Annotated in this window: 13 protein-coding genes; 9 read left to right on the forward strand and 4 right to left on the reverse strand. The window is 70.8% G+C overall.

Going from position 1 to position 11,673, the window contains the following annotated elements:
* Positions 1–263 precede the first annotated feature (263 nt).
* A complete protein-coding gene (nuoH, locus tag LL648_RS29510; RefSeq protein WP_232666032.1) occupies positions 264–1,499 on the reverse strand; it encodes an NADH-quinone oxidoreductase subunit NuoH in 1,236 nt (411 codons plus the stop codon).
* A complete protein-coding gene (locus LL648_RS29515; protein ID WP_232666033.1) occupies positions 1,496–2,110 on the reverse strand; it encodes a TetR/AcrR family transcriptional regulator in 615 nt (204 codons plus the stop codon). The genes nuoH and LL648_RS29515 overlap by 4 nt, the downstream gene beginning before the upstream one ends.
* 87 nt (positions 2,111–2,197) lie before the next feature.
* Between LL648_RS29515 and LL648_RS29520 the strand changes: the two genes are divergently transcribed.
* The 3 genes from LL648_RS29520 to LL648_RS29530 all read left to right on the forward strand — a co-directional run bounded on the left by LL648_RS29520 (position 2,198) and on the right by LL648_RS29530 (position 5,258).
* Positions 2,198–2,401 (forward strand): hypothetical protein, encoded by a 204-nt coding sequence (locus LL648_RS29520; RefSeq protein WP_232666034.1) that lies wholly within the window; start codon positions 2,198–2,200, stop codon positions 2,399–2,401.
* A 100-nt stretch (positions 2,402–2,501) separates the two neighbouring features.
* Positions 2,502–2,897, forward strand: coding sequence for a hypothetical protein (locus tag LL648_RS29525; protein WP_232666035.1), 396 nt, complete (start codon positions 2,502–2,504; stop codon positions 2,895–2,897).
* A gap of 189 nt (positions 2,898–3,086) precedes the next feature.
* Positions 3,087–5,258, forward strand: coding sequence for a putative bifunctional diguanylate cyclase/phosphodiesterase (locus tag LL648_RS29530; RefSeq protein ID WP_232666036.1), 2,172 nt, complete (start codon positions 3,087–3,089; stop codon positions 5,256–5,258).
* A 10-nt stretch (positions 5,259–5,268) separates the two neighbouring features.
* Here the strand turns inward: LL648_RS29530 and LL648_RS29535 are convergent, their stop codons facing one another.
* The gene (locus tag LL648_RS29535; protein WP_232666049.1) at positions 5,269–6,615 is read right to left on the reverse strand and encodes a serine/threonine-protein kinase; all 1,347 of its coding nucleotides are present in this window, start codon (positions 6,613–6,615) and stop codon (positions 5,269–5,271) included.
* A gap of 64 nt (positions 6,616–6,679) precedes the next feature.
* Between LL648_RS29535 and LL648_RS29540 the strand changes: the two genes are divergently transcribed.
* The 6 genes from LL648_RS29540 (at position 6,680) to LL648_RS29565 (ending at position 10,568) form a co-directional block, all read left to right on the forward strand.
* A complete protein-coding gene (locus LL648_RS29540) occupies positions 6,680–7,450 on the forward strand; it encodes an LLM class F420-dependent oxidoreductase (RefSeq protein ID WP_374112126.1) in 771 nt (256 codons plus the stop codon).
* Positions 7,423–7,920 carry an NUDIX domain-containing protein gene (locus tag LL648_RS29545; RefSeq protein WP_232666037.1) on the forward strand — a complete coding sequence of 166 codons (498 nt, stop codon included), beginning with the start codon at positions 7,423–7,425 and terminating at the stop codon, positions 7,918–7,920. The genes LL648_RS29540 and LL648_RS29545 overlap by 28 nt, the downstream gene beginning before the upstream one ends.
* A 28-nt stretch (positions 7,921–7,948) precedes the next feature.
* Positions 7,949–8,557, forward strand: coding sequence for a sulfite oxidase-like oxidoreductase (locus LL648_RS29550; RefSeq protein ID WP_232666038.1), 609 nt, complete (start codon positions 7,949–7,951; stop codon positions 8,555–8,557).
* A 7-nt stretch (positions 8,558–8,564) separates the two neighbouring features.
* Positions 8,565–9,287: a ferredoxin reductase gene (locus tag LL648_RS29555; protein ID WP_232666039.1), complete on the forward strand. Its 723-nt coding sequence runs from the start codon at positions 8,565–8,567 to the stop codon at positions 9,285–9,287.
* 106 nt (positions 9,288–9,393) lie between these two features.
* The gene (locus LL648_RS29560) at positions 9,394–9,603 is read left to right on the forward strand and encodes a hypothetical protein (RefSeq protein WP_232666040.1); all 210 of its coding nucleotides are present in this window, start codon (positions 9,394–9,396) and stop codon (positions 9,601–9,603) included.
* A 98-nt stretch (positions 9,604–9,701) separates the two neighbouring features.
* Positions 9,702–10,568, forward strand: a complete 867-nt coding sequence (locus tag LL648_RS29565; RefSeq protein ID WP_374112127.1) for a DUF1932 domain-containing protein — start codon at positions 9,702–9,704, stop codon at positions 10,566–10,568.
* 118 nt (positions 10,569–10,686) lie between these two features.
* On the opposite strand, the gene LL648_RS29570 is transcribed toward LL648_RS29565, so the two are convergent.
* Entirely contained in the window at positions 10,687–11,505 is an 819-nt protein-coding gene (locus LL648_RS29570; protein WP_232666042.1) for a metal-dependent hydrolase, read from the reverse strand.
* Between the last annotated feature and the right edge of the window lie 168 nt (positions 11,506–11,673).

Here is an 11,673-nt window from a genome sequence, read left to right on the forward strand (position 1 = left end):
GCCGGGGTAGGGCAGGAAAGCCACTTTCCGGCCCTGTGGGGGCAGGAAAGTGGCTTTCCTGCCCTGCTGCGGTCGCCGGGTGAGCTGCGCGAACGGCACTTTCGAACGATAGGTTGGCTCGAAAGTGCCGTTCGCGCGCATCGCGGCGCTCGCCGAGCGGGATGCGTGCGCAACGCACTGGTTGCCAGGAAAGCCACTTCCCTGGCACTACAGGACAGGGAAGTGGCTTTCCTGACGCCCTTCGCGGCAGCGCTCCGCCCGCGCTACCCGCCCCGGTTCAGCACCCGCAGCTTGTGCCGTGCCGGCGCCGGCACGGTGAGGTCGAGCGGCGGCACCGGGTAGTCCGACGCCGGTTCGACCGGCCGCGGACCCGATGTCGTCCGGTCCGGCACGAGGAACGCGATCACCAGCACCACGGCCAGCGCGATCCCGATGGCCACGAGCAGCGCGGTGACGTTCTCGCCGCTGTTGCGGTAGGTGCGGATCGCGAAGATCATCAGGATCCACAGCAGGCTGCCGGGCACCAGCACCTTCCAGCCCAAGCGCATGAACTGGTCGTACCGGAACCGCGGCAGCGTCCCACGCAGCCAGATGAACACGAACAGGAACAGCGCCATCTTGAGCAGGAACGCGACGCTCTGCAGCCAGCCGTGGTCGTTGAGGAACGAGAGCGGCCACGGCCACGCCCCGCCGCCGAGGAACAGCGTGGTGGCCATCGCCGAGACGGTCAGCATGTTGACGTACTCGGCGAGGAAGAACATCGCGAACTTCAGCGACGAGTACTCGGTGTGGAAGCCGCCGACCAGCTCCGACTCCGCCTCCGGCAGGTCGAACGGTGCCCGGTTCGTCTCCCCCACCATGGCCACCACGAACACCACGAAGCTCGGCGCCAGCAGCAGCGCGTACCAGCCGCTCGACTGCGCGCCCACGATGTCGGCCGTGGACAGCGAGCCTGCGTAGAGGATCACCCCGACGATCGAGAGGCCCAGCGCGATCTCGTAGGAGATCACCTGCGCCGCCGAGCGCAGCGCGGCGAGCAGCGGGTACGGCGAGCCGGACGCCCAGCCGCCGAGCACGATCCCGTAGACGCCGAGCGAGGAGCAGGCGAGCACCACGAGCACGCCGACCGGGAGGTCGACGAGCTGCAGCACCGTCTCCTCGCCGAAGATCGTCAACTTGCCGCCGAAGGGGATCACCGAGAGCGCCACGAGCGCCGTGGTCGTCGAGATGATCGGCGCGATGAAGAACACCTTCCGATCGGCGTGCGTCGGCATGATGTCTTCTTTGAACGCCAGCTTCAACGCGTCGGCGATGCTCTGCAGCCACCCGCCCGGCCCCGTCCGGTTCGGGCCGGGCCGCTGCTGCATGCGCCCGACGACCTTGCGCTCCCACACGATCATGAAGAACGTCGCCAGCAGCGCGAAGACGAAGAGCACCAGCAGCTTCAGCACGATCAGCCAGACCGGGTCGTCGGCCAGCAGCCGCTGCACCTCGGTCATGAACGGGCCTCCGTCGCCGCAGTGAAGAGGGCGACCAGCTCGCTGGTGTAGACCGCGACGTCCAGGTCTGGGTCCTCGGCGACCTGCCCGGAGAGCCCGTCCAGCGCGTGGCGCAGCGTCACGGACATGACCCGCGGGTCGAAGTCCCTGAACTCGCCGCTGCGCTGCCCGTTCCGGAAGATCTCCGTCAGCACGACGATCCCCCGCTCGTGATGGGCCATGCCGTAACGCAGGTTCCCGTCCGCGTCACGCAGGCCGAACCAGACCTCCCGCACGGCGATGACGTGCTCCCGGTAGGCCGCGAACCACGCCGTGCTCGACTCGATGAACGCCCGCAGCTGGTCGGGCGGGCGCTCCTGCGAGAGCACGTAGGGCGCCATGTAGTCGCCGGCGAGCTCGAACACCCGCGCGACCACGGCCTCGAGCAGGTCGTCCCGGTCGGCGAAGTGGTAGGAGATCATCCGCGTACTGGACAGGCCCCCGCGCTCCGCGATCCGCGCGAACGACGCCTTGGCCAGGCCAAGCTCCGCGATCGTCGTGATCGCGGCATCCACGATCTGCCGCCGCCGGGCCTCGGTCGTGAACGTCCGAGCCCCTTCGTTTACTCGCATGAGTAAAAGTTACATCGACCGAGTAAGGCGGCCCAGTCCGGGGGCCGAACTGATCGGTTCGCTGACCAGTTGCTAGGGTCCGTACCCATGAAGATCGTTTCCCAGCTCGCGGACCGCATCCTCGAGCTCGCCGTTCCCCGAGCCCACGCCGCAGCCGAGACCTGCTACCTCGACGGATGCTGCGACTCCCAGTACGTGCGGCAGGTCTGCTACGGCGAGCACGGCGGCAGCTCCAAGTGCATCTACATGTTCGGCGGCTGCCGCCTTCCCGGCGGCGGTGGCGGCAGCTGATCTTTCGCACTCCTCCGTCGGCCGCCGGGCACCCTTCCCGGCGGCCGACGTCTGTCGCGCAAAGGTGGACGAAACGTAGGTGTCAATGTATGATTGACGAATGAAGTACGACGAAGCCGTCCGCTGGCTCGAACGCGTCGATCCGTCCGTCAGCCGTCCCGACTTCTCGATCACGCAGATGCTCGACCTGCTCAAGGAGCGCGGCAAGGAAGGTGTGCTGACCTACGACGGCGCCGCGGCCTGGTACGCGATCGTGCAGGAAATGCGCAGGCAGGCCGACTACTACGAGCGCGACCTCATCCGGCGCCTCCGCTCCGACGGGCTCACGTGGGCCAAGGTCGCCGAAGCCGTCCAGGCGCAGCTAGGTAGCCGCCAGGCGGCGCAGGCGAAATGGAAGCGCCTCATCGACCCCGGGCGGCGCACCACCACCGGCAACATGCAGCGCGGCGGACGCCGGAAGCAGTCCAGCATGCCTTCAAACGAACAAGACGTCTGACAAGAAGCAGCAGAAAGTGCTGGTCAGGCACTTGAGAGCGCTCTTGTCAACATCGTCAGAGCACCCGGTGACCCGGTACTGTCCTCCATCGGGCGGGCACGTGCGACAGCACGACCGGGGGGATCCGGCTGGAGGATTGACCATGGCGGGCACATCTGGGCGTGCGCCGATGAGCGACCTGGGCCGCGTTTGAGCGCCCACGGTTTCGAGGAGCTTGCCGGCGCGCCCGTACCGCTGGCCGAACTCCCACCCGTCTCCCGCCTGGCGGAGGCCTGGACATCGGCCGTGCACGGCACCAGCTACGTCGCGCTGCGCCGCACCGAGCTCCACGACTTCCTCGGCGGGCTCGCCGGCAGACTCCTCGAAGCCGTGGCGTCGCCGCTCTTCGACGCGGCGGGGGCGCACCAGGTCGGGACGGCACTCGTCGACGCGCACTTCACCGAGGTCCGCTCGCTCGAAGCCACCCTGACCGTGCTGCACGCCCAGCTCGGGGGCGGTTCGGCCGGCGCCACCCGGATCGCGGCCGTGACGGCGGCGATCGCCGCGGGGTTCGCCGACGCGCTGCGCGAACGCACTCTCGCCGAGCAGGAACGCATCAGCATCGCCGCGTTCGCCGCACACGCCACCGCGGAGGAAGCCCGGTGGGCCACCCAGGCCCGCTTCCAGGCCGTCTTCGCCGACGCGCTCATCGGCATCTGCATCGCCGACACCGACGGCGTCATCCTCGACGTCAACCGCACCCTGTGCACGATGCTCGGCTACTCCCCCGACGAGTTCCGCAGCCGGTCCGTCTTCACCTTCATCCACCCCGAGGACGAGCCGGGCCACTGGGTGCAGGTCAAGGAGATGACCGCCGGGTCGATCGACCACATGCGCATAGAGAAGGCCTACTTCCGCAAGGACGGCGCCTCCATCTGGGTCGACCTGGTGCTCTCCCTCGTCCGCAACCCCGACGGCTCACCCCGCTACCTCGTCGCGATGGCCGAGGACATCACCGAACGCCACCACCTCCAGCAACGCCTGCGCCACCAGGCCGAGCACGACCCGCTCACCGGCCTGCCCAACCGCACCCTCTTCTTCGAACGGCTCGAGACCGCGCTCGCCGACCCCGCCGTGCAGATGGGTGTCTGCTACCTCGACATCGACGGCTTCAAGGCCGTCAACGACACGCTCGGCCACGACGTCGGCGACGAGCTGCTCCAGATCGTCGCGAGCCGCCTGTCCGCCGAGCTCGACGGGCACCTCGTCGCCCGCATGGGCGGCGACGAGTTCGTCGTGCTCGTCCAGCAGCGCGGATCGCCCCCGAGGACGGCGATGCAGGACACCTTGCTCGCCGTCGCCACCACGGCGTTGGAGACGGTCCGCCGCACCATCCGGTTGGGCAGCCACCGCATCGCCGTCTCCGCGAGCGTCGGCGTCGTCGCACGCTCCGACGTGCGCTCCGTCGACCTCGACGGGCGCGCCGCCGAGCTGATGAAAGCCGCCGACACCACCCTGTACTGGGCGAAGAACGACGGCCGCAACCGCGTCGCGCTGTTCGACCCCGTGCGCCACCGCACCGACGTCAACCGCTTCGAGCTCTCGGCCCGGATGCCGGACGCGCTCGCCAACGGCGAGTTCCTGATCGAGTACCAGCCGCTCGTGCACCTCACCGACCAGCGACTCGTCGGCGTCGAGGCGCTCGTTCGATGGCAGCCGCCCGGCGGGGAGCGGCTCGCCCCCGACGTGTTCATCCCGATCGCGGAGGAGACCGGGCTGATCGTCCCGCTCGGGCGCTGGGTGCTCACCGAGGCCTGCCGGCAGGCCGTCGAGTGGCGGCGCGCGGAACCGTCGGCCGACCTGTTCCTCAGCGTCAACATCGCCGCGCGGCAGCTGCGCGAGCTCGGCGTCGTCGAGGACGTGCGCACGATCCTCGACGAGACCGGCTGGCCGCCCGACATGCTGCAGCTCGAGCTCACCGAGAGCGACTTCATGGACACCGGCCCCGAGTCGCTCGACACCCTGCAGGCGCTCGCCGACACCGGCATCCGCATCGCCATCGACGACTTCGGCACCGGCTACTCGAACCTCGCCTACCTGCGGCGGCTGCCCGTCCACGCGCTGAAGCTCGCCGGCCGGTTCGTCACCGGCCCGCGCGAGATCGGCGTCGACGCCGTCGACGTCGAGGTGTCGGCGCTGCTCATCCGCCTCGCGCACATCCTCGGGCTCTCCGTGACCGCCGAGTCCGTCGAGACCGCCGCGCAGCTGCGGCACCTGCGGGCGCAGGGCTGCGACATCGGGCAGGGCTGGTTCTTCGCGCCCGCCGTCAGCGCCGACCGGATCCAGGCGATGCTGAAGGAACCGCGCCCGGAAACCCTCTGAACGCCGCCGCCTACGTCTTCGTCAGTGTGCCCGACCCGAACGACGTCCCGGCCCAGAACTCGTAGCCCAGCTGTCCCGAGGCCAGCAGGCGCAGCCGCACCTGCGCCTCCGGCGTGCAATCGCCCGAGTCGATCCGCTCCACCGCGGTCACACCCTCCGGTGCAGCCGTGATCAGTTGCAGCGTGCCGGAGCACCGCAGCTCCAGGTACCGGATGGTGCCGGTCTCCCGGCCCTCGGTGATCACGATCTCGACGGCGAAGCGGGTCGTCTCCCCGACGTTCTGCTCGACGGAACCCGACCACGTTCCCGCATAGGTCGCGGGGAACCCCGACACCACCGGCGGCGTGGATGAGGGCGCCGTCCCCGGGACCAGGCCCGGAAGGACCACGGCGAGCACCACCGCGGCGGCGACGACCAGCGCAGCAACCACTCCGACCAGCAGCGCAGGCCCACGCCGGCGGGGCGCCGGCGCGGGAGCCGGGGCTACGGCCGTCGGGAGGGCGGCAGCGCGCGTCACGCTGCTGATCGGGGCTGCCGCATGCCCGGCACCGTTCGTGACATCGAGCGCGGCACGGGCGGCTGCCGCCAGCTCCCCCGCCGACCCGAACCGCTGCCCGGGATCCTTCGCCATCCCACGCGCGACGACCTCGTCGAACGCCGCCGGCAGCTCCGGGCGCTGCGCCGACGGGCGCGGCGGCGGCAGGCTCGCGTGCCCGTACATCACCGCGATCATGCCGTCGCCGATGAACGGGCGGCGGCCGGTCAGCGCCTCGTGGAGCACGCAGGCCAGCGAGTAGATGTCGGCGGCCGGCTCCGCCGCGGCCCCACCGAAGCGTTCGGGCGCCATGTAGTCGACGGTGCCCACGGCCGTGCCGGTCGCTGTCAACCCGTCCTGCGCGACACCGTCGTAGGCGATCCCGAAGTCGACGAGGTACACGAAGTCCTGCCCGGTCAGCAGGATGTTCGACGGCTTCACGTCGCGGTGCACGAGCCCGTCTGCGTGCGCGGCGTCGAGCGCCTGCGCCGTCTGCTCGACGACCCGCACGGCACGTTCGGGCGGCAGCGGCCCCGCGGCCAGCGCGGCGCCGAGGTCGGCGCCGTCGACGAGCCGCATGTCGATGAAGAGCCGGCCATCGATCTCGCCGTAGCGGTGGATCGGGATGATGTGCGGATCGCGCAGGCGCGCGGTCGCGTGCGACTCGCGCCGGAACCGCTCGACGTAGCGCGGATCGGCGGCCAGCGCGTCGGGCAGCACCTTGAGCGCGACGGTGCGGCGGTGCTCGGTGTCGAACGCCCGGTGCACCTCGCCCATCCCGCCACGACCCACGAGACCCTGCAGGTCGTACGGCCCGAACATCGTCACCGGCGAAACGGTAGGGCACACCCGGCCGGCACCGACACGACGTGCCAAGATCCTCGGCGTGTCACATCCCATCCGCATCGGTGTCCAGATCCAACCCGAGCACGCCGAGTACAGACAGATCCGCGACGCCGTTGCGGAGGCCGAGGACGCCGGCGTCGACATCGTCTTCAACTGGGACCACTTCTTCCCGTTGCACGGCGATGCCGACGGCAAGCACTTCGAATGCTGGACGATGCTCGCCGCATGGGCCGAGACCACCTCACGCGTCGAGATCGGCGCGCTGGTCACGTGCAACAGCTACCGCAACCCCGAGCTGCTCGCGGACATGGCGCGCACCGTCGACCACATCTCCGACGGGCGCCTGATCTTGGGGATCGGTGCCGGATGGTTCGGGCGCGACTACGCCGAGTACGGCTACGAGTTCGGCACGCCGGGCACCCGGCTCGCCGACCTCAAGCAGGCGATGCCCCGCATCCGCGACCGGTGGGCGAAGCTCAACCCCGCCCCGACCCGCGACATCCCGGTGCTCGTCGGCGGCGGTGGCGAGCGCAAGACGCTGCGCATCGTGGCCGAGCACGCGCACATCTGGCACAGCTTCGGCGACGCCGCGACCCTCGCGCGCAAGAGCGCCGTCCTCGACGCGCACTGCGCCGACGTCGGCCGTGACCCCGCGGAGATCGAGCGCTCGGTCGAGGTGCACTCCCCGCCGTCCGTCGTCGGCGACGCGCTGGTCGCGGCGGGCGCGACGCTGTTCACCGTCGCGGTCGGTGGCCCCGACTACGACATGGCACTGCTCAAGGAATGGATCTCGTGGCGCGAGGCACGGTGAGCGCTGGCCTTCTGCTGTTCCGGCACGGTCCCGGCGGCGTCGAGGTACTGCTCGGACACATGGGGGGCCCGTTCTGGGCGAAGAAGGACGATGCGGCCTGGTCCATCCCGAAGGGTGAGCACGGCCCCGACGAGGACCCTCGCGACGCCGCGATCCGCGAGTTCGCCGAGGAGATGGGGTCGGCCGCGCCCGACGGGCCGATGCTGGAGCTGGGCTCGGTCCGCCAGCGCGGCGGCAAGGTCGTCACGGCGTTCGCGGTGCACGCCGACTTCGACGCCACGCACATCGTGAGCAACGAGTTCACGATCGAATGGCCCCCGCGCTCCGGCCGGATACAGTCCTTCCCCGAGCTCGACCGCGCCGAGTGGTTCGACGAGACCACCGCCCGGCGCAAGCTGGTGACCAGCCAGTCCGAGTTCATCGACCGGTTGCTGTCCGCGCTGGAGGGGTCCCCGGCACGAGGGGAATGAACCGCCGGCACGTCGGACTGGGGTGTGCATGGCGGGTATCACGCGCGGTTTCGTCGGTCGCCGTCGCGAGCGGGACGACCGGCTACCTCCTGGGCAGTACGACGCCCGTGACCAGTGGCCCGTCCTGCACGCGGAGGCGACGCCGCGGATCGGGACGGACCGCTGGACGTTCACCGTGGAGGGCCTCGTCGAGCGCGAGGTCACGTGGAACTGGGACGAGATCCACGCGCTGCCGCGCTCCCGGTACGCGGGCGACATCCACTGCGTCACGACGTGGTCGAAGCTCGGGATGACGTTCGACGGCGTCTCTGTCGACACGCTGCTCGATGCCGCGGGCCCGCTGCCGTCGGCGACGCACGTCATCGGGGTCTCGCACACCGGCTACACGACGAACCTGCCGATCGCCGACGTCACCGGCGGTAAGGCGTGGGTCGTGTGGGACGCCGACGGCAAGCCGCTCACCACCGAGCACGGCGGGCCGGCCCGACTGCTGGTGCCGCACCTGTACTTCTGGAAGAGCGCGAAGTGGGTCTCCGGCCTGCGCCTGCTCGACCACGACGAGCAGGGGTTCTGGGAGCGCAACGGCTACCACGACCGCGGCGACCCGTGGGCCGAGCAGCGGTTCCAGGGCGACTGAGGCCGCCGTGCTGACCTCAGGAGGCACCACCCACCGCCGCACGCTGCGCTGGCAGGCCGCGCGCGTGATCTCCGTTCGCGAGGAGACACCGCGCGCGAAGACGTTCCGGCTCGCGCTGCCCGAGCCGCGCCGCCACCTCGCCGGGCAGCACTACGTCCTGCGCCTGACCGCGCCCGACGGGTACAGCGCGCAGCGCTCGTACTCGGTGGCGTCCGCGCCCGACGACTCGGGCGAGATCGAGCTGACCGTCGAGCTGCTCGACGGCGGTGAGGTCTCGGAGTTCCTGCACGAGGTCGTTGTGCCCGGCGACGAGCTGGAGGTGCGTGGACCGATCGGCGGGTTCTTCGCCTGGCCCGGCGAGACGCCCGCGCTGCTCGTCGGCGGCGGCTCCGGCGTGGTGCCGCTGATGGCGATGCTGCGGCTCGCGCGGGCCGTCGGGCGGGCCGACCTCCTGCGGGTGCTCGTCTCTGCCCGCTCCCCCGATGAGCTCTACTACGCGGCGGAGCTGCCGGGGCCGCAGACGACGCTCCTGTTCACCCGGCGCGCACCGGACGGGGGTCGACCGGCCGGCCGGATCACCGCGGCCGATGCCGCGCCGCTCGTCCGCGGCGGCGAGGACGTCTTCGTGTGCGGCTCACCGGGGTTCGCCGAGGCGGCGACGGTCGCGCTCGTGGCCGCCGGCGTCCCGACTGGACGGATCAAAGTGGAGCGATTCGGGCCGTCCGGCTGACCGACCGTCACCACAGGTCCGATCAGGTGAGACCGAGACCACACCTTCGAGTGGATTGTGGATGATCCACGCGACTGGGGGACGCGGACGGCGTCAAGCTTGGCGCATGCACCGCAAGCCGTTCGTCACCACCGCCGTCGTCGCCGCCGTGGTGGCTGCGTCCGTCGTCGGGTTCGCAGCGACGGCCTCCGCGGCCTCCACAGCCCCGACCGCGACGTCCGACGACGCCCCGGCCACCGGCGGCGAGTGGGAGTCGTCCAAGAACCGCGGCTGGAGCTTCGACGACGGGGACAGCTCCTCGTACGGCGGCGAGTAGCCCACCGAACTCACCTGGCTCACCGGATCCGCCGCCGTCGCGCCAACCCCTCCGGCGCGGCGGCGGCCCCGTGTCCGCCCGCCGTCACCCCTGCGATGATGCCGGGTGTGATTCGTGACTTCGATCGGCTCGCTCCGCGACCGGTGATCGGGATCCTGCATCCGGGCGCGATGGGTTCGGCGCTCGGGGCCGCGCTCAAGCCCAAGGCCGGCACGGTGATCTGGGCGGCGAAGGGGCGCAGCATCACGACGTCGAAGCGCGCGGAGCTGGCCGACCTGATCGCCGTCCCCACCCTCAAAGAGGTTGTGCTCCGCTCCGACGTGATCATCTCGATCTGCCCGCCCGACGCCGCACAAGACGTCGCCGAAGCGGTCGGCGAGGTGCTCGACGAGGCGCGGTGGGCGGATCCGTACTACATCGACGCGAACGCGGTCTCGACCCTCACGATGATCCGCATCACGGAGCGGCTCGGCGTGAAGCGGGTCATCGACGGCGCGGTGATCGGCCCGCCCGCGTGGGAGCCCGGCGAGACGGTGCTGTGGCTCTCCGGCCCCTCCGCGCCCATCGTCGAGCACCTCTTCGAAGGATCACCGTTCGAGGCGCGGGTGCTCGCGACCCCGGCGGGCATCGCCAGCGCCTTGAAGGCGTGCTTCGCGCTGCAGAGCAAGGCGATGCCCGCGATCTGGCTCGCGATCGCCGCGGCGGCCCGCGACTTCCACATCGAGGACGAGGTGCGCGGCGAGCTGGCCCGCTTCGGCATCGACCTCGACACGAAGCTCGGCGGCATCCAGGGCCGTTCGGGCGGGAAGGCGCGGCGCTGGGCCGCGGAGATGGAAGAGGCCGCCGAGGCGTTCGAAGGGATCGAGATGCCCACCGGGTTCTCCCGCGCCGCGGCCGAGGTGTACCGCAAGCTCGCCGACGCCGACCCCACGGACCCGAGGAACCTCTGGGGGTTGCGCGGGTAGAGCTGGTTCCGCGCGAGGGCAGGAAAGCCACTTTCCGGCCCTCACAGGGCAGGAAAGTGGCTTTCCTGCCCTCCCCAGCCCACACCCCGAGCTGAGCTCGCGCGCGTCCGTTGCGCGATCAGTGAGCGAGCGCCGCCTGGGGTGAGAACAGGCTCGCCACCTGGTCGCGCAGGTCGAACAGCAGCGGCGCGACTCCCGGCACGACCAGCGCTATCAGCACGAACACCGCGACGGTGAGGGCCGGGGCGACGAACATCGACTCGACCTTGCCGCCGGTCTTGAACCGCATCGGGCGCGGGCTGCCGACCGGGTACCAGCTGCGCCGGCGGATCCGCAGTGGCCAGAGCAGCGGCGCACCCGACTCCGTGATGGCGTCGCCGACCGAATGCATGATCATCCCGAGGGTCACGGCGGTGCCCAGCCAGCCGGCCGTCCCGGCCGTGCCGCCGGGCACGTACTCCTCGACGGCGAACGTCAGCCCCGCCGCGATGACCAGCGACGGCGGCCCCGGCACGATGTCGTCCAGGCCCTTGATGGCCAGCGCGAGGCAGACGAACAGCGTCCCCACGATCACCGGGACACCCCACCGCCCGGTGGCGAAGTTGATCGCCAGGCCGAGCAGCACGGCCCCGACCACGGTGTGCGTGAGCCCGCGGTGGGTGCCGCGGCCGGTGTCGCGCCGGCCCCGCGTGAGGTCGTAGACGAACGCCGACAGCGGCCTGATGGCGTGCGCGGCCATCCACGACGCCGCGGAGAACCGCCGCGTCGCCACCGAGGAGGGATGATCCAGATCCGGTAGCAGCGCCGCCCCGGCGCACACCCCCGCGAACGTCAGGATCGCCCCCGCCGAGGGGGTGATCCCCGCCAGATGCGGGGCGTACCCCGCCACCGCGAGCCCGAGAGCCGCACCGGACATCGCATGGCTGACCCCGAGCACTGCGTCGACGCTACTGCCCGATGATCACCCGATCGGGTAGGCGCGCCGACAGGTGAGTCGACACTTCGAGCACGGTGCGTCGACACCTCCGGCACGGTGAGTCGACACCTCCGGCACGGTGAGTCGACACCTCCGGCACGGTGAGTCGACACCTCCGGCACGGTGAGT

Origin of the sequence: Pseudonocardia sp. TRM90224, assembly GCF_021245725.1 — a bacterium.
Lineage (GTDB): Bacteria > Actinomycetota > Actinomycetes > Mycobacteriales > Pseudonocardiaceae > Pseudonocardia.

Excerpts from the sequence above, each read along its gene's own strand:
- nuoH (WP_232666032.1), bottom strand. The coding sequence starts at position 1,499 with ATGACCGAGGTGCAGCGGCTGCTGGCCGACGACCCGGTCTGGCTGATC.
- LL648_RS29515 (WP_232666033.1), bottom strand. The coding sequence starts at position 2,110 with ATGCGAGTAAACGAAGGGGCTCGGACGTTCACGACCGAGGCCCGGCGG.
- LL648_RS29520 (WP_232666034.1), top strand. The coding sequence starts at position 2,198 with ATGAAGATCGTTTCCCAGCTCGCGGACCGCATCCTCGAGCTCGCCGTT.
- LL648_RS29525 (WP_232666035.1), top strand. The coding sequence starts at position 2,502 with ATGAAGTACGACGAAGCCGTCCGCTGGCTCGAACGCGTCGATCCGTCC.
- LL648_RS29535 (WP_232666049.1), bottom strand. The coding sequence starts at position 6,615 with ATGTTCGGGCCGTACGACCTGCAGGGTCTCGTGGGTCGTGGCGGGATG.
- LL648_RS29545 (WP_232666037.1), top strand. The coding sequence starts at position 7,423 with ATGGATCTCGTGGCGCGAGGCACGGTGAGCGCTGGCCTTCTGCTGTTC.
- LL648_RS29550 (WP_232666038.1), top strand. The coding sequence starts at position 7,949 with ATGGCGGGTATCACGCGCGGTTTCGTCGGTCGCCGTCGCGAGCGGGAC.
- LL648_RS29560 (WP_232666040.1), top strand. The coding sequence starts at position 9,394 with ATGCACCGCAAGCCGTTCGTCACCACCGCCGTCGTCGCCGCCGTGGTG.
- LL648_RS29565 (WP_374112127.1), top strand. The coding sequence starts at position 9,702 with ATGCCGGGTGTGATTCGTGACTTCGATCGGCTCGCTCCGCGACCGGTG.